The sequence below is a fragment of the Gordonia jacobaea genome, assembly GCF_965344965.1.
In the GTDB taxonomy this organism is placed as follows: domain Bacteria; phylum Actinomycetota; class Actinomycetes; order Mycobacteriales; family Mycobacteriaceae; genus Gordonia; species Gordonia jacobaea.
On the sequence record NZ_CBDRLS010000002.1, the window covers coordinates 776,621 to 803,215 of the forward strand.

The 26,595-nt window shown below is 63.8% G+C and carries 21 protein-coding genes; 9 read left to right on the forward strand and 12 right to left on the reverse strand.

Annotated features, from left to right (window positions below; genetic code table 11):
* The first annotated feature begins 200 nt into the window (after nucleotides 1-200).
* Complete coding sequence (locus tag ACRVY7_RS09705) at nucleotides 201-1,883, forward strand: acyl-CoA dehydrogenase family protein (protein WP_431816892.1); 1,683 nt, start codon at nucleotides 201-203, stop codon at nucleotides 1,881-1,883.
* Here ACRVY7_RS09705 and ACRVY7_RS09710 read toward each other — a convergent pair.
* Both ACRVY7_RS09710 and ACRVY7_RS09715 read right to left on the reverse strand, forming a co-directional pair.
* Nucleotides 1,858-2,769 carry a LysR family transcriptional regulator gene (locus tag ACRVY7_RS09710; RefSeq protein ID WP_431816893.1) on the reverse strand — a complete coding sequence of 304 codons (912 nt, stop codon included), beginning with the start codon at nucleotides 2,767-2,769 and terminating at the stop codon, nucleotides 1,858-1,860. The two genes, ACRVY7_RS09705 and ACRVY7_RS09710, sit on opposite strands and share 26 nt — an antisense overlap.
* A gap of 200 nt (nucleotides 2,770-2,969) precedes the next feature.
* Nucleotides 2,970-4,337 carry an FAD-binding oxidoreductase gene (locus tag ACRVY7_RS09715; protein WP_064866017.1) on the reverse strand — a complete coding sequence of 456 codons (1,368 nt, stop codon included), beginning with the start codon at nucleotides 4,335-4,337 and terminating at the stop codon, nucleotides 2,970-2,972.
* Nucleotides 4,338-4,462: 125 nt separating this feature from the next.
* Between ACRVY7_RS09715 and ACRVY7_RS09720 the strand changes: the two genes are divergently transcribed.
* Both ACRVY7_RS09720 and ACRVY7_RS09725 read left to right on the forward strand, forming a co-directional pair.
* Entirely contained in the window at nucleotides 4,463-5,407 is a 945-nt protein-coding gene (locus tag ACRVY7_RS09720) for a serine/threonine-protein kinase (RefSeq protein ID WP_049700459.1), read from the forward strand.
* A 266-nt stretch (nucleotides 5,408-5,673) separates the two neighbouring features.
* A complete protein-coding gene (locus tag ACRVY7_RS09725) occupies nucleotides 5,674-7,155 on the forward strand; it encodes an amino acid permease (RefSeq protein WP_064866019.1) in 1,482 nt (493 codons plus the stop codon).
* Nucleotides 7,156-7,177: 22 nt separating this feature from the next.
* Here ACRVY7_RS09725 and ACRVY7_RS09730 read toward each other — a convergent pair whose 3' ends face one another.
* Complete coding sequence (locus ACRVY7_RS09730; protein ID WP_082937971.1) at nucleotides 7,178-8,341, reverse strand: amidohydrolase family protein; 1,164 nt, start codon at nucleotides 8,339-8,341, stop codon at nucleotides 7,178-7,180.
* Nucleotides 8,342-8,483: 142 nt separating this feature from the next.
* On the opposite strand from ACRVY7_RS09730, the gene ACRVY7_RS09735 reads away from it, so the two are divergent.
* Nucleotides 8,484-9,635: an FAD-binding oxidoreductase gene (locus ACRVY7_RS09735; protein ID WP_431816894.1), complete on the forward strand. Its 1,152-nt coding sequence runs from the start codon at nucleotides 8,484-8,486 to the stop codon at nucleotides 9,633-9,635.
* A 16-nt stretch (nucleotides 9,636-9,651) separates the two neighbouring features.
* Here the strand turns inward: ACRVY7_RS09735 and ACRVY7_RS09740 are convergent, their stop codons facing one another.
* The 6 genes from ACRVY7_RS09740 to ACRVY7_RS09765 all read right to left on the reverse strand — a co-directional run bounded on the left by ACRVY7_RS09740 (nucleotide 9,652) and on the right by ACRVY7_RS09765 (nucleotide 15,749).
* Nucleotides 9,652-10,836: a DUF7159 family protein gene (locus ACRVY7_RS09740; RefSeq protein ID WP_431816895.1), complete on the reverse strand. Its 1,185-nt coding sequence runs from the start codon at nucleotides 10,834-10,836 to the stop codon at nucleotides 9,652-9,654.
* Between the two features lie 96 nt (nucleotides 10,837-10,932).
* Nucleotides 10,933-11,325: a heat shock protein transcriptional repressor HspR gene (locus tag ACRVY7_RS09745; protein WP_049700454.1), complete on the reverse strand. Its 393-nt coding sequence runs from the start codon at nucleotides 11,323-11,325 to the stop codon at nucleotides 10,933-10,935.
* A gap of 3 nt (nucleotides 11,326-11,328) precedes the next feature.
* The gene (gene dnaJ, locus ACRVY7_RS09750) at nucleotides 11,329-12,525 is read right to left on the reverse strand and encodes a molecular chaperone DnaJ (protein WP_431816896.1); all 1,197 of its coding nucleotides are present in this window, start codon (nucleotides 12,523-12,525) and stop codon (nucleotides 11,329-11,331) included.
* A 137-nt stretch (nucleotides 12,526-12,662) separates the two neighbouring features.
* Complete coding sequence (grpE, locus tag ACRVY7_RS09755) at nucleotides 12,663-13,250, reverse strand: nucleotide exchange factor GrpE (RefSeq protein ID WP_049700452.1); 588 nt, start codon at nucleotides 13,248-13,250, stop codon at nucleotides 12,663-12,665.
* Nucleotides 13,247-15,100 (reverse strand): molecular chaperone DnaK, encoded by a 1,854-nt coding sequence (gene dnaK, locus ACRVY7_RS09760; protein WP_064866029.1) that lies wholly within the window; start codon nucleotides 15,098-15,100, stop codon nucleotides 13,247-13,249. The genes grpE and dnaK overlap by 4 nt, the downstream gene beginning before the upstream one ends.
* A gap of 295 nt (nucleotides 15,101-15,395) precedes the next feature.
* Entirely contained in the window at nucleotides 15,396-15,749 is a 354-nt protein-coding gene (locus ACRVY7_RS09765) for a hypothetical protein (protein ID WP_431816897.1), read from the reverse strand.
* A gap of 212 nt (nucleotides 15,750-15,961) precedes the next feature.
* On the opposite strand from ACRVY7_RS09765, the gene ACRVY7_RS09770 reads away from it, so the two are divergent.
* Entirely contained in the window at nucleotides 15,962-16,489 is a 528-nt protein-coding gene (locus ACRVY7_RS09770) for a DoxX family protein (protein WP_431816898.1), read from the forward strand.
* Between the two features lie 66 nt (nucleotides 16,490-16,555).
* Here ACRVY7_RS09770 and ACRVY7_RS09775 read toward each other — a convergent pair whose 3' ends face one another.
* Nucleotides 16,556-18,118, reverse strand: a complete 1,563-nt coding sequence (locus ACRVY7_RS09775) for a molybdopterin-dependent oxidoreductase (protein ID WP_431816899.1) — start codon at nucleotides 18,116-18,118, stop codon at nucleotides 16,556-16,558.
* 219 nt (nucleotides 18,119-18,337) lie between these two features.
* On the opposite strand from ACRVY7_RS09775, the gene ACRVY7_RS09780 reads away from it, so the two are divergent.
* Nucleotides 18,338-19,006 (forward strand): fasciclin domain-containing protein, encoded by a 669-nt coding sequence (locus ACRVY7_RS09780; RefSeq protein WP_431816900.1) that lies wholly within the window; start codon nucleotides 18,338-18,340, stop codon nucleotides 19,004-19,006.
* Nucleotides 19,007-19,100: 94 nt separating this feature from the next.
* Here the strand turns inward: ACRVY7_RS09780 and lon are convergent, their stop codons facing one another.
* A complete protein-coding gene (gene lon / locus ACRVY7_RS09785) occupies nucleotides 19,101-21,437 on the reverse strand; it encodes an endopeptidase La (RefSeq protein ID WP_431816901.1) in 2,337 nt (778 codons plus the stop codon).
* 299 nt (nucleotides 21,438-21,736) lie between these two features.
* The gene (locus ACRVY7_RS09790; RefSeq protein WP_431816902.1) at nucleotides 21,737-23,467 is read right to left on the reverse strand and encodes a hypothetical protein; all 1,731 of its coding nucleotides are present in this window, start codon (nucleotides 23,465-23,467) and stop codon (nucleotides 21,737-21,739) included.
* A gap of 322 nt (nucleotides 23,468-23,789) precedes the next feature.
* Here ACRVY7_RS09790 and ACRVY7_RS09795 point away from each other — a divergent pair, with 322 nt between their 5' ends.
* The 3 genes from ACRVY7_RS09795 (at nucleotide 23,790) to ACRVY7_RS09805 (ending at nucleotide 26,292) form a co-directional block, all read left to right on the forward strand.
* Complete coding sequence (locus ACRVY7_RS09795) at nucleotides 23,790-24,311, forward strand: AlbA family DNA-binding domain-containing protein (protein WP_431816903.1); 522 nt, start codon at nucleotides 23,790-23,792, stop codon at nucleotides 24,309-24,311.
* A 174-nt stretch (nucleotides 24,312-24,485) separates the two neighbouring features.
* The gene (locus ACRVY7_RS09800; protein ID WP_431816904.1) at nucleotides 24,486-25,193 is read left to right on the forward strand and encodes a hypothetical protein; all 708 of its coding nucleotides are present in this window, start codon (nucleotides 24,486-24,488) and stop codon (nucleotides 25,191-25,193) included.
* A 124-nt stretch (nucleotides 25,194-25,317) separates the two neighbouring features.
* Entirely contained in the window at nucleotides 25,318-26,292 is a 975-nt protein-coding gene (locus ACRVY7_RS09805) for a hypothetical protein (protein ID WP_431816905.1), read from the forward strand.
* Nucleotides 26,293-26,595 lie beyond the last annotated feature (303 nt).

Sequence of the window (26,595 nt, forward strand, 5' to 3'; positions counted from 1 at the left end):
GGTCTCGACAAGCTCGACCAGCGGGGGGAGCTCGACCAGCGTGGGGAGCTCGACCAGCGGGGTGAACTCGACCAGCCCGCGTTACGTGGTCTCGACAAGCTCGACCAGCGGGGGAAGCTCGACCAGCGGAGAAGGCAGCCCGACCAGCGGGGGCAGCGGGGAAAACCCGGCCCGCGCGGCGATCGACGAAAGGCATCACGATGACCTCAACCACCCCGACCACGCAGCCGCAGCCGCACGTGACGCACACGGTGTTCAACCAGTCGGCGCCGCGGGTCGACGTCAATGAGTACGAGCTCAACACCGTGCTCGTCGAGGCCGTCAACCGGCACGACGCCGCTTGGGCCACAAGCGAACTCACCGACGCGGGCACTCTCGTCGGCAGCGCGCAGTTCCAGCACGACGCCAAGCTGGCCAACACCATCACGCCCGAACTGCACACCTTCGACCGGTGGGGCAACCGGATCGACGAGGTGGAGTACCACCCGAGTTATCACCGGATCATTTCCGCGGCGGTCGAGTACGGTGCGCACACCCGCTGCTGGGCCGACCCGCAGCCGGGTTCGCACGTCGCGCGCGCGGCGATCTTCATGCTCTTCGGGCAGATCGAGCCGGGCCACGCGTGCCCGGTGTCGATGACGCACGCGGTCATCCCGTCGCTGGAGCTGCAGCCAGACGTCGCGGCCCAGTGGGTGCCGAAAGCGTTGTCGCGCAGCTATTCTCCCGAGCTGTCCGCCGACAAGCCGTCGGCGATCTTCGGCATGTCGATGACGGAAAAGCAGGGCGGTTCCGACGTCCGTGCCAACACCACCGTCGCCCGACCAGTCGGGGCCGGCGGTCCGGGTGCGGAGTATCTGCTGACCGGTCACAAGTGGTTCTGCTCGGCACCGATGTCCGACGCGTTTCTCGTCCTCGCTCAGGCGGAAGGTGCTGGTGGAGAGGGACTCTCGTGCTTCCTGCTCCCCCGAATCCTGCCCGACGGCACGCGCAATTCGTTCCGCATCCAGCGGCTGAAGAACAAGCTCGGCAACAAGTCCAACGCGTCGAGTGAGATCGAACTCGACGGCACCGTCGCATTGATGGTCGGCGAGCCGGGTCGTGGTGTGCGCACGATCATCGAGATGGTCGCCCAGACGCGACTCGACTGCGTGCTCGGCAGCGCCGCCGGTATGCGGCAATCGGTCGCCGAGGCCACCTGGCACGCCCGTCATCGCGCGGCATTCGGAGCAACGCTCGCCGACCAACCGGCCATGGCGGCGGTGCTCGCCGACCTGGCGCTCGAGTCCGAAGCCGCAACCGTCACGGCGATGCGCCTCGCACGGGCACACGACGAGGATGCCGACGACACCGAACGCGCCTTCCGCCGGCTCGCCACGGCGGTCGCCAAGTACTGGATCTGCAAGCGCGGCCCGCACCACGCCTACGAGGCACTGGAATGCCTTGGCGGAAACGGATATACCGAGGATTTTCCCTTGGCTATGCGCTACCGCGAGCAGCCGGTGATGGCAGTGTGGGAGGGTTCGGGCAACGTCATCGCACTCGACGTGCTGCGGGCGATGACACGCGAACCCGAATCGATCGCCGCATTCGATGCGGAGGTCAATCTCGCGCGTGGCGCGAGCACAATCCTGGACGCCCATCTCGACACCGTCCGTGCGCAGCTCTCCGAGTTGGCAACGCTCGACGCGTCGTCGGCTCAGCGTCTAGCGCGGCGCGTCGTCGAATCCATGGCTCTGGCGCTCGAAGCCTCACTGCTGGTTCGGTTTTCGCCGACGCCCGTCTCGGAGGCCTTCATCGAGGCCAGACTTGGCGACGATCGTGGAGCCGAGTACGGCACGCTTCCCGTCGGTGCAGATCTCACTGCGATTCTGCAACGGCACTGACACCCACGGCGTCGAGGATGCGGTTGCGCATCCGCGGCGCGGTGTTGGGCAGCCACATCGCCATGACAGGGGTCAGCGGTGGATTGTCGAACGAGATGACGCGGATCTGGTCGTCGTACAGCCATCCGGGCTGGTTGGTGACGAACGCGACCGCTTGCGGGTGTGCGATCACCGACGTGTGCGGCGGGGTGCCGCGCAGGTTCGAGACGATGATCTCGGGTTCGAAGCCGGCGCGACGGCAGTACGACACGATCATGTTGGTGTAGTCGGGCTCGAGCTCGGAGATCACGATCTGACACGACGCGACATCCTTCATCGCGCAGGTCTCGTTCTGCGCGAGCGGGTGGCGCGCATTGACGGCAAGACGCAGTTCGTGACTTGTCGCGATCGCGCCCGCGAGGTCTGGCGGAGCCTCGACCGTGCGCGCGAGCGCGAGGTCGATGCTCCCGGCGAGCAACTCCTCACGAATGAACTCCGCGGCAACCGGACGGACGGTGATCGGCATCGTCGAGTCCTGCTGCACGGCCCCCTCGATCACCTGGAAGACCTCCGACGGCGCCAGGCCCTGGGTGTATCCGATCACGTAGGGGTCGGGATTCTGCGCGTCGACCATCCGCACTTCCGACGCAAGGTGCGAGCCACCGGCGAGCAGTGGGACCGAACCCTCGTACAGCGCTGTCCCGGCAGCAGTCGGCGTGAGCGATCGACGCGACCGCGAGAACAGCTGCACGCCGAGCTGCCGCTCGAGATCCCTGATCGCCGACGACAGCGCCTGCTGCGAGATGAACAGACGCTCGGCAGCAACACGTAATGACGGCGCTTCGATTACTTCGACGAACATTCTGAGACGGCGAAGGTCCAGGTCACGATCAGATGAACTCGTCATAGCTCCCATTATCAATTTGAGATTGACAATTGTCCGGATATTCTCGATGGATGGTTGTGCAAAAGGTGATTACAGTGTCCTCAGCGGTACAAACTTGGAGTCAGCGCCTTCCACTTGAAGACGATAGCTGTGCTCGATCCCGGTCCGCATGTCGCAGCACAGAGGGGGCGTTGCGACATGCGGACCGGTGTTGTTTCACCCTAGAGAAGCACACCGGGGTTGAGTAGCCCCTCCGGATCCAGGGCAGCTTTGATTCTCGCGGTGAGTTCCATGACATCGGGTCCGAGCTGATCAGGCAGCCATCCCTTCTTCAATCGCCCGACGCCGTGCTCGCCGGTGATCGTCCCGCCGAGACCGATCGCAAGATCCATGACCTGGCCGAAGGCCGTCTGCGCACGCGCGCTCTCGTCGGCGTCCGCAGGATCGAACACGATCAACGGATGTGTGTTGCCGTCGCCCGCGTGCGCGATGACCGAGATCATCACCTTGTTCTGCGCGGCAATGGCCTCGACCCCGTCAATCAGCTCCGGCAGGGCGGGCAGCGGGACCCCGACGTCCTCGAGCAGCAACGATCCGAGCCGTTCGACGGCCGGAATCGCCGCGCGGCGCGCAGCGGTGAACGCCTCACCCTCGGCGGGGTCGGATGTCGCGAACACCTCGGTCGCTCCGCACCCGGAGAACGCCTTCTCGATCAGTTCCACCTCAGCGATGCCCGCTGGTCCCGGAGCGTCGGATTGGGCGACCAACAGGGCTCCGGCCTCCCGATCGAGACCCATCTTGAGCATGTCCTCGACGGCGTTGATCGACACAGAGTCCATGAATTCGAGCATGGCCGGTCGGATCTTGGCGGTGATCGCGAGTACCGCTTCACTCGCGTGGTGCACCGACGCGAACGTTCCGACCACCGTGCACGCCGACGCCTGCGGCGGCAGCAGCCGCAGCGTCACCTCGGTGACAATGCCCAGCAGACCCTCACTGCCGACGAACAGCTTCGTCAGCGGCAGCCCCGCCGAATCCTTGAGCTGTTTGCCGCCGATCCTGATCGCGCGGCCGTCGGCGAGGACTACCTCGAGTCCGAGCACATAGTCAGTGGTGACGCCGTACTTCACGCAGCAGAGTCCACCCGCGTTGGTGGCGACATTTCCTCCGATGGAACAGATCTCGAACGACGACGGATCGGGCGGATACCAGAGGCCGTGTGCCGCGGCGGCGGCTTTGACCTCGGCGTTCAACAAGCCCGGCTGCGACACCGCCGTGCGGGTCGCGGTATCGATCGTCAGATTCCGCATCTTCTCGGTCGAGAGCATCACTGCACCGTCGACCGCCGTGGCCCCGCCGGACAGGCTCGTTCCGGCGCCGCGGGTGATCACCGGAATCCCGTGGGCGGCACACCATCGCACGACGACCTGGACGTCGGCCGTCGTCACGGGGCGGATGAGTGCCATCGGCGTGCCGGCGTCGGGATCGTTGGCACGATCGTGGCGGTAGCCGGCAAGGATGTCGGGGTCGGTGACGACCATCTGATCGCCGAGCGAGGCGATCAGTTCGTCGAGTGGCGCACTGCTCATAAGCCCAAGCCTAGGCTTCGTGCCCATCATCGATGAGCGTGTTGGACGGACCGCTCATTCGGTGAGAACGATGCCCATCGGACCGCAGCTCCACCCGATGGTCACCGCGCGGATACCCTGACGAGGTGTACCAGCCGGGAAGCGACGTGGCCGGCTACACCATCGATGCGCTGGTGGGTAGCGGCAGTAGTGCTGATGTGTACCGCGTTCACCGTGGCGACGAGCGCACCCCCGAGGCGCTCAAGGTGCTGCATTCCGATGAAACCGGCAATACCCGCGCCGCCGAACGTTTCGAGCGCGAGTTCACCATCGCATCCCGACTCCACCACCCGAACATCGTCGAGATGTACACGCGCGGGAAGATCCAACCCGACGCACAGACGAACCGCCGAGCACAGGCTCTCGGCGTCCCCGCAGACCGTGTTCCGCCGACGCTGTGGATCGCCATGCAATACGTCGACGGCCCCGCTGCTGTTGCCCTGATCCCCTCGCCGACGACCGAACCGGCAGTACCGACCATTGTCCATGTGGCCAAACAGATCGCGGCGGCAATCGATTTCGCGCACTCCCGCGACGTCTTGCATCGCGACGTCAAGCCCGCCAACATCCTGCTGACCTCATCGCGCCCCGACACCGACGCGTTGCTCTCCGATTTCGGCATCGCACAGCTCGTCGACGACAATCGGCCACTCGCGCGCAACGGCCGAGTCCAGGGATCGATCGCCTACGCGTCTCCGGAACTCCTTCAGGCCAAGCAACTCTCACCGGCAACCGACGAATACGCCTTCGCCTGCACGCTCACCGAACTCCTCACCGGTGCTCCGCCTTACCCACGTGCGACGGCGTTCGGCATCACCAACGCGCATCTGCGCGACGACCCGCCGTTACTGACCCGACGTCGACCTTGGCTTCCGTCGGCGCTCAATTCGGTATTCGCCAAGGCCCTCGCCAAGAAGCCGGCCGATCGCTACTCGACGTGTAGCGAGTTCGCCGACATCGTCGCCCGCAACCTCCGCGACGTTCCGGTCCCCCAGCCCGCCGCGGGGCGCCGACCGTGGCGTCGCCCCTGAGAGCGGCGCCCGAGCGACATTCTGAGACGACCGACCCGCTTTCGATCTGTGACACACGACACAGTTCTTCGATTGTTAAATCGGACATCGGATCGGCATTCGGGCCGCGTCTCAACACAATTGGGCCAGCGCGCCGTCAAATCGACGGCCATTGGGTGTCGAGATCGTTAACATTCTGCGTCATCTCGACGTAGCGAAGAGCCGATAGCGTCAGGGGCCGTCCACGTTGTCCACACGGTCTATCGTCCACAAGCGCACGGGGAGCCATGACAGCCGAACCAACGACGCAGTACGACAATTCAGCACTCGCCCACGAGGACGAGGGCTATCAGAAGGCGCTCAAACCGCGGCAGATCCAGATGATCGCCATCGGTGGCGCGATCGGAACCGGCCTGTTCATGGGTGCGGGTTCCCGCCTCCACGACGCAGGCCCCGGCCTTTTCATCACCTACGCCGTGTGCGGCGTCTTCGTCTTCTTCATCCTCCGCGCACTCGGCGAACTCGTCCTCCACCGACCCTCATCGGGTTCGTTCGTCTCCTACGCGCGCGAATTCTTCGGTGAGAAAACAGCATTCGTCACCGGCTGGCTCTACTTCTTCAACTGGGCCGCGACCGCGATCGTCGACGTCACGGCCGTGGCACTCTACGTGCACTACTGGGGGATGTTCGGGGCGATCCCGCAATGGCTGATCGCGCTCATCGCCCTCTGCATCGTGCTGACCATGAACATCATCTCGGTCAAACTTTTCGGTGAGATGGAATTCTGGGCGTCGATCATCAAGGTCACCGCACTCGTGACGTTCCTCGTCGTCGGAATCGTCTTCCTCGCAGGACGTTTCGACATCGAGGGCGCCTCGACCGGGTTCAGCGTCATCTCCGACAACGGCGGAATGTTCCCCACGGGATTGTTCTCGTTGGTGATCGTGACGTCGGGCGTCATCTTTGCCTATGCCGCAGTCGAATTGGTCGGCACCGCTGCGGGCGAGACTGCCGAGCCGGCGAAAGTGATGCCGCGAGCGATCAACTCGGTGATCCTGCGTATCGCCGTGTTCTACGTGGGGTCCCTGATCGTTCTCGCCCTGCTACTTCCCTACACCACCTACAAGGCGGACGAGAGTCCGTTCGTCACGTTCTTCTCGAAGATCGGCGTACCGGCGGCGGGCGGGATCATGAACCTCGTCGTGCTCACTGCGGCGATGTCGAGTCTCAACGCAGGCCTGTACTCGACGGGCCGCACCCTGCGCTCCATGGCGCTCAACGGAACTGCACCGTCATTCACCGGCAAGATGAACAGGAACGGCGTTCCGTTCGGTGGCATCGCGCTGACAGGAGCGCTGACCTTCCTCGGTGTCATCCTCAACCTGTTCGTTCCCGAAGACGCCTTCAACATCGCGCTCGACCTCTCCGCACTCGGAATCATCTCCACGTGGGCGATGATCGTCGCCTGTCAGATCCAGCTGTACCGGTGGGAGAAGAAGGGCATACTCACACGGCCTTCATTCCGACTCCCGGGCACGCCGTACACCAGCTACGCCACCCTGATCTTCCTCGCGGCGGTGGTCGTCCTGATGTGTTATGACGACATCTGGAATCTCATCGCGATCATCGTCGGAGCGCCGCTGCTGGTCGCGGGCTGGTATGCCTGCCGGTCGAAGGTGCTGGCACTCGCGGCGCAGCGTCAGGGCTACACCGGCGAATATCCCGTCATGCCCGAGCCTCCGGTTCCGGAGGGCCCCGAGGACAAATAGCAGTCTCTTCGTACGACGCCCCTCACGCCTGGCCGTGAGGGGCGTCGTCGACGTTGTACACACGTAGAGCGTTGTCGCGGAGGACCTTTCGCAAGAGATCGTCTCCCCACGGACTGAGTACGTCGAGGAGTGCGCCGACGACCATCGACATCGTCGCATTGGGCCGGTCGAGGGGAAAGTTGGACCCGAACAGAAGTCGTTCCGATCCGAAATGGCTCACCATGTGCCCGATGAGAGGACCGATCATCTCGGCGAGGGTCTTCCGGCTCCCGATGTTGCCGTGGGGGTCGTGTCCGTAGCCGAGAATCGGCATCGCCAATCCGGACAGCTTCATCACGATATTCGGTTGCGCGGCAAGGCTCACCACCCGCTCATGCCACAGGCGCATGATGTCTGCACGCGCCGCGGCGGTGTTGCCGGTCCGCACACCCATCGGCCCGAAAACACCCACCGGCGCTCCGATGTGGTCGACGACGACCGTGGCCTCGGGATACTCCCGCGCCAAACTGATCACGTCGTAGAGCTGATGTGAATAGACAAACGCCTCCAACACCAAGCCCCGACGCACCGCCTCACCGAAGCCGCGTAGTGCGGACGTCGACGCCAGCAGACCATCGTCCGGCGTCGAATCACGAACGCGTGGATCGGGATGGCGTGCTGCAAGCACTCTGACTGCGCGCACGAGAGGCGTGATGTCGAGTTGTGCGTCGAGTTGCGTCGCAAAGTTGGGCGAACTCGGATCGCCGTGCACGATGATCGCTCCCAGCCGCGGGGCACCGTCGCGACCGAAGGGAAGTCCGATCGTGTAGCGGGTTTCCGATAGTTCCTCGGCCTCGACGTCGGAGATCATGTCGATATCGCCCGCGTATGCCCGCCAGTGGGAATCAGCGACGATGACGGTGTCGATCGCGGCGCCTGCGACCGTGGGCACTCCCGCGATGTCTTTGACATAGTGTTCGGTCTCGTAGGGGCGCGCGATGACCGACGGCGTCAGAACGTATTCTCTGTCGGCCTGTGAGACCAGCAGGGTGAATGCGCGTTCGCCGAGCCACGGCGTGAGTCGTCGTACCCGCGCGAGGCCCTTTGCCCGCCAAGGAGTCTGACGCGGATTCCATTGCAACATATGCGCGTCGACGATTCCCGGAAGCACGTTTTCCAGGGAGACCACAAGTACAGGATCCCACATCCTGCATATTTTTGGATCAATTAGCTATCTGGAAGGTGCGGATTCTTTCCACTGACACACCTTTCGCCGCCTCGGGCACCCCGCGCCGACGAGGGGGCAGAATAAGGAGGTTGTCGACGAGGCCACACGATCGGAGGTGAGCATGGGCGGGCACTCGCGCCACGCGCTGCACCACGTGCGTCAGGTCATCGGACGCGACCCCGACGCGTTCACGCGCGGCGTCTTCACGCGCCTTTTTGCTCTCGATCCCGACCTTCGCGACCTGTTTCCCGCGCAGATGTCGCATCTGCGTGAGGCGTTCTTCGGAGTGATCGACCACGCTCTCGAAGTGATTCCGGCCGACGACGGCCACACCGACCTCGTCGAACTGCTCGCACAGCTCGGGCGCGATCACCGCAAGTTCGGCGTGCTGCCTGCGCATTACCCCCTGATGTGCACCGCGCTCATCGGCGAGTTCCGCGCGCTGCTCGACGGCTACTGGGACGGCGACACCGAGGAGACGGTCACCCAGGCGATGATGTTGACCACCGGCGTGATGCGAGGTGCGGCCGAGATGGCGTCCGGGCCGCCGACCTGGACCGCGCAGGTGGTCGAGAAGTATCGGATCACCCGCGACCTCGCTGTCGTGCGGCTCGTCAGCGACGATCCGCTGCGCTTTTCGGTCGGGCAGTATCTCGAGGTGGCAATTCCGCAATGGCCGCACGAGTGGCGGCATCTCTCGCCTGCGATTCCACCCAATGAGGATGGCGAGATCGAATTCCACGTCCGCGCCGTTCCCGGTGGCGTCGTGAGTTCTGCGATCGTGTCGACGACGCGCGTCGGCGATGTCTGGAAGCTGGCGCAGCACCACGGAACACTGCACATCGAACGGGACCAGGACGTCCTCATGGTCGCGGGCGGTACCGGACTCGCTCCGCTGCGTGCGCTGCTGATCGAGATGTCGAAGCGGGCCGACTCGCCGTCGACGCACATCTTCTACGGCATGCGCTACCCCGGCGAACTCTACGATCTGGCGGTGCTGGCGCGCATCGCGTCGACCAATCCGTGGTTGCGCGTCACCGCGGTGTCGCAGGAGACCGACGACCCGTGGTGGTTGAACTCGATCGCGTCACCCGAGGAACTCGGCGTCGATCACCGGATCGGTGTGCTGCCAGATGTTGTTGCGGCAGAGACAGATTGGAGCGGCCATCAGGCGCTCGTCGTCGGCTCTCCGCAGATGGTGACGGCCACGCGTCGTCGACTCATCATCGCCGGCGTGCGGGCGAGCAGAATCCAATCCGATCCCGTGTTCTGACGGCGCCGCGGCGCCCTCAGTTCTCGCCTGTCCCCTGCCCTTGCTCGCCGCCGCCTTCGGACTGCCCGGGCACGGTGACAGTGACCGTGGAGGTCTCGGTGACCGTCGCGGTCTCTGTCTCGGTACCTGCCGGGGCTTCCACCGTCCTGGTGACCGTCGGCGGTCGGACCGTGGTCGTGCGGACCTCACTCCTGGTCTCGGTCTGCGTTTCGGTGACGGCGTCGCCCTCGCGCGTGACGGTTGCCTGTTGCTGGGTGTCGGTGACCGTCACCGTGGACGGCGTGGTGTTCGGTGTGGCGCTCTCGTTGTCGTTGCTGGCGTGCAGTGCCGTCAGTCCGATGGCGCCGAGTAGCACGGCGACCCCGATCGCCGCACCCAGCGCCCACCAGCGCAGCCCCGTCGCATCGCGAGGAGCGCGCATGGGTGCTGCGGCGGCATAGGCGCCCTGTTCCGAAGCGCCTGCCGGCAACACCGTCGTCTTCGCCGGGGTGGCGGCAGCGCCCGCGGCAAGAGCGAGGGCAGGCATCTCGGCTATCGACACCGGGCGTGTGACCGCATATTCGAGCGCAGGCGCGACGCCGGGCAATTCTGCGCCCGACCCGGTGCAGACGACGGAGCTCAACCGGGAGCCGCCATCGGCGTCGAGGATCAATCGCGCGACATCGTCGGCGCCCTGTGCATCGGTGACCGGAATCCCCTCGAGCGTCGAGTTGTCGCGGGTGTCGAGCAACTGGCCGGTGGTGTTGTCGACGAGCGCCACGCACACGCCGTCGGCGGGCTCGCCTGTACGTGCAAGGTTCACCACGGCCGTCACGCCTGCGCCGCCCGGGGACGAGCGCGCGACGGCGAGCATGGCGCCCGCGATGTCGTCGACGCTGGTGATCCGGTACCAGGGCGGCGTCGACGGTCCGGGTGTGAAGGCCTGCGCGAGGTAGTTGCGGGTGCTCGGACGCGAGCAGGAAACGATGAGGTGATCGACCTCGAACGGGACCGACTCGACCAGTTCCGTGATGGCCGCGGCCGCCGATTCGGGGAGGTAATCGGGCAGATCGACGAGATTGCTGGCCGCGATCTCGTCTGCACCGCCGGCACCGGAGCGTATGACGACCGACGCGATCTCGTCGCCGACAACAGACACGCCCAGGGACACCGGCCCTGTTTGCCCTGCGCCTGATGCCTGCGTCCCGGTCGGCTGTGTCACCGTTGACTCCCCACGTTGCTGTGAGAAGTCAGCCTAACGTGTGCTCCCCGGCGGCCAACCGGCCGTCGGGGAGCATGGGTAGAAAACAGCGTCTGCTCAGTCCTTGCGCTTGGTGCGTCGTGGTTGCCAGACGACCAACGCGCTCGTGCGTGGGACCGGCACCAACTCGCCACCGCGGCGACCGGACTGCTCGACTTGGCTCTGCAGTTCACCGACTCGCTGTTGGAGCGCGTCGACCTGATTGGTGAGGTCGATGATGCGCTTGATGCCCGCGAGGTTGACGCCTTCCTCCTGCGAGAGACGTTGGATCTCTCTCAGGAGTTCGACGTCGCGCGGCGAGTAGCGGCGTCCGCCGCCCGTCGTGCGTTGCGGCGTGACGAGTCCGAGCCGGTCATACGTGCGCAGTGTCTGCGCATGCATCCCTGCCAGTTCGGCGGCGACCGAGATCATGAACGTCGCGCTCGAATCCTCGAAGTCTCGACTCGCCATGGCTCATCGCCCCCATCCTGCACGGGGGTCGAATCCGCTCGCCTTCTCGGCCTCGGCGTACTTCTTGAGTGCCTCGGTCGCGGCGTCGTCGAGTGTGCCCGGCACCTCGACCTTCACGGTGACCAACAGGTCGCCCGCGCCTCCGGAACGCTTCGGCACACCACGTCCACGGACACGCAAAGTGCGTCCGTCTGTGGTGTTCGGCGGGATCTTGACTCCCACCGACCCCTCGAGCGTCGGCACGGAAACCGTTGCACCGAGCACCAATTCGGAGAAGCTGACCGGCAGTTGAACCTTGAGGTCGTTGCCGCTGCGGGTGAAGATCTTGTCGGCGGTCACGTGGACGACCACATAAAGGTCGCCCGACGGTGCACCGCGTCGGCCCGCTTCGCCCTGGCCTGCCAACCGAATTCGTTGTCCGTCTTCGACGCCTGCCGGGATACGCACGTTGATGGTGCGCGCCCTGACCTTCACGCCGGAGCCGTCGCAGTCGCTACACGGATCGTCGATCCGCGAACCCGTGCCCTGGCAATCCTGGCACGGCTCACTGAAACCGAACGCGCCCTGATTGCGGCTCACCAGCCCGGATCCGTTGCAGGTCGGGCAGACTCGCGGACTCGTGCCCGGCTTGGCGCCACTTCCGTGGCATGTCGTACAGGGGGCCGGGCTTGTTATGCGGAGCGGTACGGTCGTACCGACCGCAGCATCCTTGAACGACAGCGTGGTCTCGGTCTCGAGATCGTTGCCGCGACGCGGCCGCGTTGCCGTCGATGAGCGCGATGAACCTCCGCGGTTGAACAGATCGCCGAACAAGTCGCCGAAGCCGCCGCTCGATTCACCTCCGCCACCGAACAGGTCGCCGAGGTTGAAATCGGCACCGTTGCTCGTCGAATAACGAGTCCCGCCGCCACCGGGGAACCCTCCCGGGAAACCGTTTCCGCCGCCGCGGAATTGACCGCCGGCGAACATGGCACGGGTCTCGTCGTACTCCTTACGCTTGTCGGCGTCGGAGAGCACGCTGTGGGCTTCAGACACCCGCTTGAAGCGTTCTTCGGCTTCCTTGTCTCCCGGATTGGCATCGGGATGCAGCTCGCGAGCGAGCTTGCGGTAAGCCTTCTTGATCTCTTCAGCCGAAGCGTCAGAAGCAACGCCCAGGTCCTTGTAGAAGTCGTGTTCGAGCCATTCTCGTTGTGGAGCCACCAGACGTCACCTCCTTCGTAGTTGTGTGAAGTTGTCTGGTCTTGAGTTGTGAAAAAGTCGTGGGTTGTGGCGCCCTGTTGCGCCGACGGCGCGCCGCGTCATCTCACGCGACGCGCCGTCGGAGCATATGCAGGTGATTATTGTGCACCACTGTGACCGGTCGTACTCGGCTGTGCCGAGGGATCGGTCTGCGGGTCCGGGTCGGTCACGGTGACCATCGCCGTGCGGATCACCTTGTCGCCGAGCCGATAACCGCCGCGGTAGACCGCGCCGATGACGGGTTCCGTTCCGCTGCCGTCATTTTGGACGGCCTCGTGCAGTTCCGGATCAAACGGATCGCCCGGCGCACCGAACTTCGCCAATCCCTCTGCGTCGAGTGTGGCGATCAGCTTGTCGGCCACACCCTTGAGCGGTCCGCTCTCGAGATCGCCGTGCTCGCGGGCACGGTCGAGGTCGTCGAGAACCGGTAGCAGCTTGTCGATCAGGATCTGCTTGCCGTAGGCGACGCGTCCCTGCTTCTCTTCTTCGGTTCGCCGCTTGTAGTTGGCGAACTGTGCGCGTTCACGCTGCAGGGCGGCGGTCAGTTCGGCCACCTCGGCCGAGTTTCCGCCGGTCGCCTCTTCCGAACCCGACGCGGGGTCGGCGGTCGGTTCGACCGTCGACTCCACGTCGACTGCTGCGGTGTCTGCCGCAGTCGTGTCGAGCTCGGGCTCCGGTGAGGTCACTTGGTGTCCCCGGAGTTCGGCTCGTCGACAACCTCTGCGTCGACGACGTCGCTGTCGGCGTCTGCGGTGGCACCCTCGGCGGATGCGCCGTTCTGCGACTCAGCAGCAGATGCTGCATAGATCGCCTGGCCCATCTCCTGGGACTCCGCGGACAGCTTCTCGATCGCGCTCTTGATCGCCGAGATATCGGTGCCCTTCAGGGCATCGTTGGCCTCGGAGATCGCGGCGTTGACCTTGTCCTTGACCTCGCCGGGAACCTTGTCCTCGTTGTCCTTGAGGAACTTCTCGGTCTGGTTGACCAGCGACTCGGCCTGGTTGCGGGTCTCGGCCTCCTCGCGACGCTTGCGGTCCTCTTCTGCGTGGGCCTCTGCGTCCTTGATCATCCGGTCGATCTCGTCCTTGCTCAGGCCCGAGCCCTCCTGGATGCGGATGGAGTTCTCCTTGCCGGTGCCCTTGTCCTTCGCGGTGACGTGCACGATGCCGTTGGCGTCGATGTCGAAGGTCACCTCGATCTGCGGAACACCCTGCGGCGCAGGAGCAATACCGCCGAGCTCGAACGAACCGAGCAGCTTGTTGTGCGAGGCGATCTCGCGCTCACCCTGGTAGACCTGGATCTGCACCGACGGCTGGTTGTCTTCGGCCGTGGTGTAGGTCTCCGACCGCTTGGTCGGGATCGTGGTGTTGCGCTCGATCAGCTTGTGCATCACGCCGCCCTTGGTCTCGATACCGAGCGACAGCGGGGTGACATCAAGCAGCAGAACGTCTTTCACTTCACCGCGGAGCACGCCGGCCTGCAGAGCAGCACCGACCGCGACGACCTCGTCGGGGTTGACACCCTTGTTGGGCTCCTGGCCTCCGGTGAGTTCCTTCACCAGATCGGTCACGGCGGGCATACGAGTCGAACCACCAACGAGCACAACGTGATCGATGTCGCCGACGGAGATGCCTGCGTCCTTGATGACGGCCTGGAACGGTGCGCGGGTGCGCTCGAGCAGATCAGAGGTGATCTTCTGGAACTCGCTGCGGCTCAACTGCTCGTCGAGGAAGAGCGGGTTCTTGTCGGCGTCGACGGTGATGTAGGGCAGGTTGATCGAGGTGCTCTGCGAGGCAGACAGTTCGATCTTGGCCTTCTCGGCAGCCTCACGAAGACGCTGCATGGCCATCTTGTCCTTGGTCAGGTCGATGCCGGAGCTGCTCTTGAACTTCTCCACGAGCCAGTCGACGATGCGCTGATCCCAGTCGTCACCACCGAGGTTGTTGTCGCCGGAGGTCGCACGGACCTCGACGACGCCGTCGCCGATCTCGAGCAGCGAGACGTCGAAGGTGCCGCCACCGAGGTCGAAGACCAAGATGGTCTGTTCCTTCTCGCCCTTGTCGAGTCCGTATGCCAGTGCGGCAGCGGTGGGCTCGTTGACGATACGCAGGACGTTGAGGCCCGCGATCTGGCCGGCCTCTTTGGTGGCCTGACGCTGCGAGTCGTTGAAGTATGCGGGCACGGTGATGACCGCGTCGCTGACGTCTTCACCCAGGTAGGACTCGGCGTCGCGCTTGAGCTTCATGAGCGTGCGCGCGCTGATCTCCTGCGGGGTGTACTTCTTGTCGTCGATCTCGACGTTCCAGTCGCCCTCGCCCATGTGGCGCTTGACGGACCGGATGGTGCGGTCGACGTTGGTGACGGCCTGGTTCTTGGCGGGCTGCCCGACGAGTACCTCACCGTTACGCGCGAATGCGACGACGGACGGAGTGGTCCGCGAGCCTTCGGCGTTGGCGATGACAGTCGGTTCGCCGCCCTCGAGCACGGACACCACGGAGTTGGTGGTGCCGAGGTCGATTCCAACAGCACGAGACATCTGTTATTTCCTCCTAGTTTGTGGGTGTGCACCCAAGTTCTCGGTCCCCTGGTCGAGCTGACGGCACGACCGAGGGGGTTGGTCGATGCAAACCTGCGTCTGGTCGGGGACCAGAGACTTCAGCGCGTCCGACTCAAGTCCTACTGGTTGAGCCTCACCGCGTCAAGTCTACTTGAGTCTGACCGACTCAGGTTTCTCGATAGGTCCAACTGTGCACAGATCCGGGTTGTTCCCGATTCGGAGAAAAAAGTTGAGCGCAGTTCGCGCAACTATGCGGAGGTCGATGTCTCGCTGGTTACGGCGCGGGCGGCAGCGCGTCGCCCGGTAGACCTTCGGCCTGATAGACCTCGAAGGTGAAGACGCCCGCCTGGACGGCCGGGTCGTCGTTCATGATCTTGGTGACCGTGTCGACGTCGCGGTCGAAGATGCCGACGCCGTGGATGTCGGCGTTGCCGCCGATGGGCAATACGACGGCCAGCTCGCCCGCCTTGCGCAGCGCGAGGGTGCGACGGCCGTGCTCCTTGAGGAACTGTCCGGCATCGGCCGAGCTGAAGTTCGGTCCCGAACGGAGGATCGACACCGTGTACGGCTGGGCGTACTCGAGAATCGTCTGCATCTCGGCGTCGGTGATCTCGGGCAGGTCGGGCATCTCGGCTCCTCGCGATCGCAATGGCAACTTCACAATCAAGACTTCTCAATGGCCAGCCTACGGCCGCCCGCATGCGCACGGAACCTACTCTCATGAACCTTGCGCGACGCCCGCGGACGCCCGCGATGGCTGCGTGACCAGCGACACGTGGCCGCTCGACGCTAAGCGGACTACAGTCCTCTTAGGACATATCTGTAGGAAGGTTAAGAACAATGCCGAAGAAAACAACCAACTCCCGCGCGCTCGATGCCGGTCTGCTGACCCTGCGCGTCGCCGTGGGCGCCACCCTGTTCGCGCACGGAGCCCAGAAGCTGCTCGGCTGGTTCGGCGGCCCCGGAATCGACGGGACGACCGCGGGCATGCAGCACATGGGATTCGAGCCCGCCAAGACGTCGGCCGTAGCCGCGGGCGTCAGCGAGGCCGCCGGTGGACTCGTCGCGCTCGGCGTCGGCACCCGCGTGGCAGCAGCGGCAGGCGCAGCAGCGATGATCGCCGCCGCCGACGTGCACCGTCCCAGCGGATTCTTCGCTCAGGAGGGCGGCTTCGAGTACCCGGCCGTCCTCGGACTCGCCTCTGCTGCACTGGCTCTGACCGGGCCGGGACGCTACTCCGTCGACGCCGTCGTGAAGCATCCCCTCTCACGTGAGGGTGCAGGCATTGCCGCGCTGGTCGCGTCCGCGGCAGGCGCAGCAGGCGTGCTCACTCGTCGCAAGAAGGCACTGGCACTGAAGGTCGGCTGAGCCGAACACCAAGAGCACAGCCGCGTCGTTCGTGTTTGTGCAGGACGTCTCGCAAGTGACCCTGCGCTAGGCAACACGGACGACGCGGCTGTGCCATCCGGTGGCGCCGTCGGGTATCGGCGCCACCCGCTGGTCGGTCTGCGTCTTGCCGTCGGCGTCGGTCGCGCGGCAGTACAACGTGTGGTTTCCGGGCGTTGCACCCCAGGTCCAGCTCCACTGTCGCCAGGTGTCGGTCGAGTATTCGGTCGCGAGCGTCGCCGTGTTCCATTCACCGTCGTCGACGCGCACCTCGACCTTGCGCACGCCCCGGTGCTGCGCCCAGGCAGTTCCCGCGACGACGACCGGACCGGCGGCGATATTCGACAGCGGCGCCGGGGTATCGATGCGCGAGGCCGTCTTGATGGGCGCTTTCACACCCCAGCCACGCTTCGCCCAGTACGACTGGGCTTGGTCGAATCGTGTTATCTCCCAGTCGATCACCCATTTGCAGGCGGAGACGAAGCCGTAGAGTCCCGGAATGACCTGCCGCGCGGGATACCCGTGCTCGAGTGGCAGTGGCGTGCCGTTCATACCTACCGCCAACATCGCGTCACGTCCGTCGGTGATCGCTTCGAGCGGCGTGCCAGACGTCCAGCCGTCGACGCTCGTCGAGAGCAGCATGTCCGCGTCGGCGTGCGGTTTCGCCATCGCGAGAAGGTCACGCATCGGATAGCCGATCCACCTCGCGTTGCTCGCAAGATCGCCGCCGACTTCATTGGAAACGCACGTCAGGGTGATGATCCTCTCCTGCGCCGACATCGCCATGAGATCGTTCCAGTCGAGCGTGATCTCGCGGTCGACCATGCCGTGGATTCGCAGCCGCCAATCCGACGTCGACAACTGCGGGACCTGCAGGGCTGTGTCGATGCGATAGAAGTCCGCATTGCTGGTGAGAAACGCGGTTGCGCCTTTGACATCGACGCCTGACGGAATCGGTGGCGCAGCAGACTTTGCTCGGGGCAACACGAGTCGGGCTCGCTCCGCGATCACTCCGCCCGCGTCGGCGACGCGTCGGGCAACCACCAGCGAGACCGCGGATGCCCCTGCAACGACCGCTGCCGCGACAAGGAAGGCACGTCGCGATGTTCCGGAACTAGTTGTGTCGTCGGTGTTTTCGAGTACTTCATCGGGGCCTGGGCTAACCTTTTGCGTCACAATCGATTTGCGACCCAGCACTATGAGAATTGCAACTGCGACCACACCTGCGACAATCGCCGGTATCACGTAGCTCGCGTCTGCGGTGGGACGTGTGGCCGCCGCGAATGCGCCGAACGCCGCCACGAGGATGACGAGAACGACGCCCGCCGGGGGCCGCGCCACCTGCAGAATGCCCGCAAGCATCGAGAGTAGGGCGAGAGCGACTGCGACACCGATCATCAGCGCCGGTTTGTCGTTGGTTCCGAACGTCGTGATGGCCCACTCCCGAGCAGGAGCGGGTGAATTGTCGACGAGAAACGCGGTTACCGCCTGGAAAGGTGAGGCCATGCGAGACAAGGGAATAGCCGCCAACTCGCCTGCCGCTATACCGCCGAAAACGGCAAGCATGCCGGAAACCACAGCACGAAGCCACGTTTCGAACGGCCGACGCATTTCGGATCGCTGACGCGTTTTTGATCGCTGACCCATGGCCACACTCCTCACCGAAGTCAGCGTCGTCGATCGTCGACTTCTGCAGTACTTCGTTCGAGTGCCCTGTGCGGATGGGTCGTGAGATTTCTTTTCTTTTCACCCATCCGGGGTCTGGTCTCCTGCGAATGCCCTCCGAGACTCACAGCACGGTGGGTTTGTTCCTCAATGATTGGATCGATCATGGTAGCCAACAGATTTCAACGCCTGACTCTCGCAGCAGCAGGCGCCGTACTGACCGTGGGAGTGATCGCGGGATGCTCTGACGACAGCAGTTCGTCGTCGGATTCGGCCACGTCGTCGATGGCCCCGATGTCGTCGTCGGCAATGCCGATGAGCAGCGGTACTGCCGAACCGGCGTCGCTCGTGGGGCCGGGATGTGCCGACTACGCGAAGGCCAATCCGTCGGGCAGTGGCTCGGTCGAGGGTATGGCGATGGACCCGGTAGCTACTGCGGCATCCCACAACCCGATGCTCAAGACGCTGACGCAGGCGGTGTCGGGGCAGCTCAATCCGCAGGTGAACCTGGTGGATACGCTCAACAACGGCCAGTACACCGTCTTCGCGCCGACCGACGACGCCTTCGCGAAGCTCGACGCCGCGACGATCGACAAGCTGAAGACCGATAAGGATCTGCTCACGAAAATCCTTACCTACCACGTTGTTTCGGGACAGATCGCACCCGACATGATCGACGGAACACACAAGACCCTCGAGGGTCAGGATGTCACGGTCACCGGATCCGGCAACGATCTCAAGGTCAACAACGCAGGCGTCGCCTGTGGTGGCGTCAAGACCGCAAACGCCACGGTGTACATGATCGACACGGTGCTCATGCCGCCGACCATGTGATCGTTTCACCGATGAGGTTCTCTGGATAAAGCGATGGGGCGCACCGTAATCGGTGCGCCCCATCGTGATCAAAGGTCGGGTTGATCGACCAGGATCAAGCGGCAGTCCGCGCGGCGTCGGCGACCGGCTCGAGAGCCTGTGCGACGACGTCGGCGACATCGGCCACCGGGGTGACCGTGACGGCGTCGAGAATCTCTGCCGGGACGTCGTCGAGGTCGGCCTCGTTGCGCGGTGAGATGAACACCTGCGTGAGCCCGTTGCGTTGTGCCGCAAGCAGTTTCTGCTTGAGCCCGCCGATCGGGAGCACGCGACCGTTGAGTGTGACCTCGCCGGTCATGCCCACCTCGGCACGCACCTTGCGGCCGGTTGCCATCGACACCAGGGCTGTCACCATGGTGATGCCGGCACTCGGACCGTCCTTCGGCACCGCGCCCGCCGGAACGTGCACGTGGATCGTGCCCTCCAGGTTCTTCGGATCGACGCCGAGTTCGCGTGCGTGTGCACGGACGTACGACAGTGCGATCTGCGCGGACTCCTTCATGACGTCGCCGAGCTGGCCGGTCAGTTGCAGACCTCCCTTACCCTCGCCCGTGTCGGTGCGATTGGCCTCGATGAACAGCACGTCGCCGCCCATTCCGGTCACGGCAAGTCCGGTGGCAACACCGGGCACAGCCGTACGCTCTTCGGACTCCGGCGTGAACCGGGCACGGCCGAGGTACTCCTTGACATCGGACTCCTCGATCGTGACAGGCGTTGTGGCCTTGCCGCTTTCGACGTTGGTCGCAACCTTGCGGAACAGCTTGGCGAGCAGTCGCTCGTACTGCCGCACACCCGGCTCGCGGGTGTAGTTGGCAGCGATCTCGCGCAGCGCATCCTCAGTAACCGAAACCTCATCCTTGGTGAGCGCAGCACGCTCCTCCTGCCGCGGGAGCAGGAAGTCGCGGGCGATGGCCACCTTGTCGTCCTCGGTGTAGCCGTCGATCGTGACGAGCTCCATACGGTCGAGCAGGGCCGACGGGATGTTCTCGATGACGTTGGCTGTCGCGAGGAACACGACGTCGGACAGGTCGAGGTCGAGATCGAGGTAGTGATCGCGGAACGTGTGGTTCTGCGCGGGGTCGAGGACCTCGAGCAGCGCGGCCGCGGGATCGCCCCGGAAGTCGGAGCCGACCTTGTCGATCTCGTCCAGCAGCACAACGGGATTCATCGATCCCGCCTCGCCGATGGCACGCACGATGCGTCCGGGCAGTGCGCCGACGTAGGTACGACGGTGACCGCGGATCTCAGCCTCGTCGCGCACACCGCCGAGAGCGACGCGCACGAACTTGCGACCGAGCGCACGGGCAACAGACTCACCCAGCGACGTCTTGCCGACACCGGGAGGACCGGCCAGCACCATTACGGCACCGGACCCGCGTCCGCCGACGACCTGCAGCTTGCGCTCGGCACGTCGGGCACGCACCGCCAGATATTCGACGATGCGATCTTTCACGTCGTCGAGACCGTGGTGATCGGCGTCGAGGATCTCGCGGGCACCCTTGATGTCTGTCGAATCCTCGGTGGTGACGCTCCACGGCAGATCGAGCACGGTGTCCAACCATGTTCTGATCCAACCGGTTTCGGGTGACTGGTCGCTGGCGCGTTCGAGTTTGCCGACCTCACGCAGTGCGGCTTCGCGCACGTTGTCGGGAAGATCGGCCGTCTCGACGCGACCGCGGTAGTCGTCAGCACCGTCGGGCTCGTCCTCACCGAGTTCCTTGCGGATCGCGGCGAGTTGCTGGCGAAGCAGGAATTCCTTCTGCTGCTTCTCCATCCCGTTGCGGACGTCGTCGGCGATCTTGTCGGAGACCTCGGTCTCGGCGATGTGCTCGCTGGTCCAGTCGATCAGCAGTTGAAGTCGTTCGCCGACGTCCGGCGTCTCGAGAAGCTGTCGCTTCTGGACGTCGTCGAGCCACGACGAGTAGCCCGACGTGTCGGCGAGATCCGACGGGTCGGTCATCTTGTTGACCGCGTCGATGATCTGCCACGCCTCACGACGTTGCAGCATGGCCAGTACGAGCTTCTTGTACTCGGCGGCGAGCGCCTTGGTCTCGGGCGTCGCCTCGACGTCGTCGACCTCGGTCACCTCGACCCACAGCGCGTTGCCGTGGCCGGTGGTTCCGGTGCCGATGTGGGCGCGCGTTTCGCCCTTGACGACGGCAGCCTGCACACCGCCGGGCATACGCCCGACCTGCACGATCGACGCCAGAACGCCATAGGTGGGATACCGGTCGTCCAGGCGTGGAGCGACCAGCAGTTTTCCGGACTCACTGGCCCGGGCCGCGTCCACCGTCGCCTGAGCAGCGTCGTCGAGAGGCACCGGCACAACCATGCCGGGCAGGACGACCAGATCAGGAACGAAGAGGACGGGCACTGAATACGTGTCAGACATTTAACCTCCAAAGTTCAGTCTGATGGACTCAACCTGGGTGGCAGGATGTTTGTTCCCGGGCAGATTTCGCCTGGGGCGGAATTCGGGGTGGGCGATAAACCAAAGCAATCGACATGGCCAATGTGTTGCACCAGTCGGTCACACCGCAAGAACCGACGGACGACGGAACGTGGCCGTTTCACGGAGTTCCGAGTGCGATCGCCATCGAAGGCGACGAACGGACCACAGACGGTGCCGCGCCGAGTATCCCAGGCTGCTTACCCGAGTCCACCGTGGTTGACCATGGCAAGGTCTACCTCTCACACCACACCGTTCTGGCTGTTGGCGTCCCCCGCCACGTTGTCTTCCTCTGAGCGCTCGTCGTTCTGCGGGAGTGGGTCGATCAGGAACGTTCTCACGTCCAGCGTGATCGCTGTACCTGCTTCCATATCGCGTTCCAGCGACACCAATTCTTGATTACCGGGGGAACATTCGACGGCTCTGCTGAGCGCCGCACGCGCAGCGGATTGCGCGCCTTCGACCTGGAGGACCTCGCAAAGGCGAAGCCAGAGCGCGGAGTCAAACCGAGCGGGAAACTCGACGGGCCGACGGCTATGGAGGTCCTCGTATCGCTGTTCGGCCAACTCGCACCAGTCGTCTACGTCCCAGAGAGGCTCCAGGTCGAGCAGCACGGCAACCGCGAACGAATACAAGCCCGGGCGTTGAAGCTCGTCCGTGGCCGCTTCAATTGTCGTCTCGGGAGCTGGCTGGTGGAACTCTGGCCGAAGGAGGCTATGCCACAACAGATACACGGCAAGCATAGGTTCGCGGACACTAGATGAGCGCTCAGTGACAAGCAGCTGCTCGATCCTGGTGAGGGCCGGCCGCATGTCGATCTTGAAATCGCTCCGGCCAGAGAGCACCTCGATGGTGTGAGCGAGGAACTCACCTGCTCGTGTGGCGGCAGTCGTCGAGTGCATGGCATCGCCAGACCCTAGGTACAGCTCGGGGGCCAACTGAACCTGGATGACGTTGGGGAGGTTTTCTCTCCACTGGTATTCGGTGTCCTTGTCGGTCGGTGCCCGTTGGACGTAGGTTCGGACAACATGGCGAGCAACCGTGTTGAGCCCCTCGAGGGTGAGCATAAGTGACTCTCCTGGTGGTGTGACTGTCTGAGCACCACCCACGAGAAGCCAAGTGCCGATGGAAAGTTCGCGGAGCTCATGCAAACTCTTCGAGCGAGCGTCGTATGCCTTCGCCACTAGGTGTCTGAGCGAGGCTCGCTGCGCTGGTCGGTTCAGGCCCGTGGCCTCCTCGCGGTAGAAGGCGGGCCGGATGTGGTCGAGTACAAACTCGACGTATCGGTTCTTGATGCCAGCGCGCTCCGATCCGAGGATCGCCGCGCGTACACGCTCAGCGTCGCCTGCCGAGAGCCCACTAAGTGCTGGATCGAGAATTCGGCGCTTGCGTGGATCGAGACGATCCCAGGTTGGCGTCGCGACGTTGAACCCGGCAGATAAGGATTCAAGGGCGGCCACGTAGTCCGTGTAGGCGAGTGTCGGGTCGTCGGCAACTCGTTCGCTTGCCGTGACGATTCGCCGTATGGCGCGCATCGCCGCCTCGTACGCAACCCTGTTGAGGGCGAGGAGCGCACTCATGAAGTCCTGAAGATCTGTGATGTCGTCGTCGCGAACCATCAAATTGGCACCGAAAGTGTGAGGAAGGATATCGGCGGGCCTGGGATGGTGGTGCGACCCTGTTGGCTGGCTGATCAGGCGGTCGGCCTTACCGCGGATCGGCGTAAAAGTCGCATTGAGAGCGAACGACAAGACCGCGGCGAGATCGTCAGCGATTGCGTCGCCGCCAGTAGAGAGCATGAAATCGTCCGTACCATCGGGCCGAACTGCTTCAAGTCGCTCGGTGAAGTGCGCCAGCACGGTATTGACCTCGGCGTACTCCGTGGATGGCGTCAGCTGGCCGACCGGCAGAGCGACGTGACGCTCGTGTAGAAAGTTGGTGTTTGTGTAAAGCGTCCGGCGATGCTCGGTCACGTTTAGCCGCACGTCCCCGAAATACATCCCCGTGATTACCTGAAGCACAACCCAAGAGTCGCACGCTACCTCCGGTCCACGCGGATTCGCGACGACGGACGCGGCAGCTTCCGTTGGATGCCGCGCCCGCCCCTGCGCTGAGCCCATGACATTCACAGCGCTCCATAGGGCGGTCGGAGCTTCGCCTGGCCACTTGGATGAAGCCCTTCTTGATGACGCAGTTGCTGCCGGCGTCGTGGAAACGAACGATCTGGACTGGTAGTCCGAACCGCCGCCGGCTAAGGGAATCACACAGACGGACTTTCCCAAGGATGTTGCAGCGATGGCGAACAGCGGCGGCGGCGTGATCGTCTACGGCGTGACGGAGTCGCAAAAGGCAGCGAGCGGTCGGGTAAATGTTGGAGACTTCGACGAGGCACACGAACGCTCGCTGCGTAGCGCCGCTATCACGGCAATCTCCCCGCCGGTCCTCGGTTTGCACGTGCATCGGCTCGGGAGCGAAGGAAACCGAGCCGTCATCGTGGAGGTACCACCGAGCAGTGACGGGCCTCACCTGATCTACAGGAACGACTACTTAGGAGCTCCACTCCGCAACGACTCGGACACGGTCTGGATGAGGGGGCGCCAGATCGAGGCGATGTATCGCACACGGTTCGAGGAGCGTCGTCACGCCACCGAGGCGCTGGACCTTCTGAATGACGATGCCGCGGCTGGCAGGGACACCACGGAGCGCGCCTGGTTAATTGCAGTCGCGCATCCTCGTGTTCCGCGGCTTTCGGACCGGTTGACACGAAACATGGCACGCGAAGTATTCGAAAATGTTGAGAGACTTGCAATCTTCTAAGCCGACGCGGGGGAATTCATCCGCTGGAAAGCGTCGACCGGCTCAATCCTCGGCCCGGACTGCGTCGCGGGACCGCGGTGAACACCGCGACGGGGGAACGCTCGAAGTGGAAGGACGTTTCCTGTCGTAGCTCTTGATTACGATCTGCACACCGGCGGTGAGGAGTCAGGTGACATGTTCGGGAACAAGATCGATACCCCAGTTGCGGTCTCGCAGCTCAGGATGCCTGATTCACGCGAACGGCAGAGCAAACGAGCGATCGAGTGGCTGCTCGACCAGCCTGGTGGTCCGCTCTTAGTCGTCACGCCAAACAAGAGGTTCGACAATGCCGTCGTCGCGGCACTCGTGGGCAGGTCAACGACAACTCACGTCACCTGGAGAGGGATGTCCACAGCAACGTTCGCTGGCCACAGAGTCGTGTATGCGTGGCCTGATCGCCAGCATCTAAACGACCTCTGGGACAAGGAAGCGGACGCGGTCGTCATCATCGAGTGGGGTGAAAATGAAACGGCCGAATGGATAGCGGACGCCAACCCCACACGCTTGCTACCTGGGGAGACGATCCCACCATCTGAGGACCAGACCAACGCTGCGGTGCCGCCCCTACCAAACGGGGTTGACGATGTTCTGGCCAGTGTTGCGGCATGGGCAGCTGGCTACAACTCAGGTCTGAAGTGGAATGAGGTGGACAAACTGAAGGCCGATATGATGAACCGCCCTGAGCGGTGGAGCGAAGCATCAGTGGATCAGGTTCGCGCCAAGTGCAAGGAACTAGGGATGCGCCCGAACGACGCCGAGACTGTGGCAGGCCTTCTGCAGCGCCGCAAGGACGGCCGCCGATTCAACGTGCACAACACGTACAAGAATTTCTCGTTCAACTAGTTCGCGCTGGAACGTCCACCTCACCGATCCGATACCGAAGGTCCGTGCCCAATCATATTTGGGCCGAGTCGTTCAACAACCGGATATCTTGGGTTGCGAGAATGGCTGAGCAAAGGACCACAACATGCCTGATCTGTACAGCGGCAGCAGGCAGATCCACACAGTCTTCGACCTGCTGGGTCGAAGCGAGGACGATCTGACTCATGCGCTCGGGTGGGGCCTGACGCACTCACCGCAACTCGTCAATGCCGTGATGGGTCTGATCGGGCTTGACAAGGCCGGGCACCTGACCGACGTTCGCCTTCAGCAAACGCAGAGCGGCCTCGGCAGGACCGACGTCGAACTCCTGTTTCCCGAGACTCTCGTGATCATCGAAGCGAAAGTCGGCTGGGACCTGCCGCGGCCAGGGCAGCTTGAGCAGTACGCCAAGCACACGTTCCCCAAGAACACGGTTCCCGCACTCGTGGTGCTCAGCGAAGCCACCGAAGACTACGCCCGCCGAAAAGTTGGTGGAATACCTAAGGAAATCGATGGAATCCCAGTCAAGTACATCCAGTGGAATCGATTGATTTCTGACGCCGAGAGCTCTATAGGAAGCACCAATTCACACAAGGAAAAGCGCCTGTTACAAGAACTGACCGAATACCTCAGGAGTGTTGTGAAACCGACCGACCCCTACAGTGCCAAGACGTACTGCGTTGCCCTCGGGGGTGTGCTCGGCGAAGGATGGAAGCGAACCACCAGGCAGATTGTCCTCGAGGATCGCAAGTACACCCATCCGTACGCTGCGGGTGGATGGCCTAAGCTCCCTCCGAACTACCTTGCATTCAGATGGGACGGAAGGGTCCAGATCATTCATCATGTGGAGGACTGCCAACTGGTCGACGACCCAAGTGACTTCATCAAGGACGCGCCCGCACACAACTCAGAGCACGGCTACCTGGCATATTCGCTTGGGCCGAAAATTGGCCCATCCAAGCCACTGCCCGCAGGCAAGAACTACCGGGATTCCCGATTGTGGGTTGCACTAGACCTTCTACTGACCGCATCGACCCTGGAGGAGGCACATAGCCTCACCAAGGAGCGATGGCCAGTTTGACAATGTGTCAGCCACCAACTTCCTATTCTCGGACTCACCCGTGGCCGAGCATCGGGCGAGCCCGTCACTGGTGCTCCTCGATAACCCGTGTCCGAGGCAAAGGGCCCGCCCGAAATCCCCTGGCGCACTTCAGCCGCGGCTTCGGCCTGCACCTCGTGTGCATTACCGAAGGGCATCACTGCACCTTCCCCGACAAACTGGTGACAATTTCCGCCGGGTGGCTCGACGAGCACAAAGGGCCCGCTCGGTAGACCTCCCGACCGGGGATGAGACGCCCCTTGGCGCTTGCGGAAAGCTAATTTG

Excerpts from the sequence above, each read along its gene's own strand:
- ACRVY7_RS09705 (WP_431816892.1), top strand. The coding sequence starts at position 201 with ATGACCTCAACCACCCCGACCACGCAGCCGCAGCCGCACGTGACGCAC.
- ACRVY7_RS09710 (WP_431816893.1), bottom strand. The coding sequence starts at position 2,769 with ATGACGAGTTCATCTGATCGTGACCTGGACCTTCGCCGTCTCAGAATG.
- ACRVY7_RS09715 (WP_064866017.1), bottom strand. The coding sequence starts at position 4,337 with ATGAGCAGTGCGCCACTCGACGAACTGATCGCCTCGCTCGGCGATCAG.
- ACRVY7_RS09725 (WP_064866019.1), top strand. The coding sequence starts at position 5,674 with ATGACAGCCGAACCAACGACGCAGTACGACAATTCAGCACTCGCCCAC.
- ACRVY7_RS09730 (WP_082937971.1), bottom strand. The coding sequence starts at position 8,341 with ATGTGGGATCCTGTACTTGTGGTCTCCCTGGAAAACGTGCTTCCGGGA.
- ACRVY7_RS09735 (WP_431816894.1), top strand. The coding sequence starts at position 8,484 with ATGGGCGGGCACTCGCGCCACGCGCTGCACCACGTGCGTCAGGTCATC.
- ACRVY7_RS09745 (WP_049700454.1), bottom strand. The coding sequence starts at position 11,325 with ATGGCGAGTCGAGACTTCGAGGATTCGAGCGCGACGTTCATGATCTCG.
- dnaK (WP_064866029.1), bottom strand. The coding sequence starts at position 15,100 with ATGTCTCGTGCTGTTGGAATCGACCTCGGCACCACCAACTCCGTGGTG.
- ACRVY7_RS09765 (WP_431816897.1), bottom strand. The coding sequence starts at position 15,749 with ATGCCCGACCTGCCCGAGATCACCGACGCCGAGATGCAGACGATTCTC.
- ACRVY7_RS09770 (WP_431816898.1), top strand. The coding sequence starts at position 15,962 with ATGCCGAAGAAAACAACCAACTCCCGCGCGCTCGATGCCGGTCTGCTG.
- ACRVY7_RS09775 (WP_431816899.1), bottom strand. The coding sequence starts at position 18,118 with ATGCGTCGGCCGTTCGAAACGTGGCTTCGTGCTGTGGTTTCCGGCATG.
- ACRVY7_RS09780 (WP_431816900.1), top strand. The coding sequence starts at position 18,338 with ATGGTAGCCAACAGATTTCAACGCCTGACTCTCGCAGCAGCAGGCGCC.
- lon (WP_431816901.1), bottom strand. The coding sequence starts at position 21,437 with ATGTCTGACACGTATTCAGTGCCCGTCCTCTTCGTTCCTGATCTGGTC.
- ACRVY7_RS09795 (WP_431816903.1), top strand. The coding sequence starts at position 23,790 with ATGGCGAACAGCGGCGGCGGCGTGATCGTCTACGGCGTGACGGAGTCG.
- ACRVY7_RS09800 (WP_431816904.1), top strand. The coding sequence starts at position 24,486 with ATGTTCGGGAACAAGATCGATACCCCAGTTGCGGTCTCGCAGCTCAGG.
- ACRVY7_RS09805 (WP_431816905.1), top strand. The coding sequence starts at position 25,318 with ATGCCTGATCTGTACAGCGGCAGCAGGCAGATCCACACAGTCTTCGAC.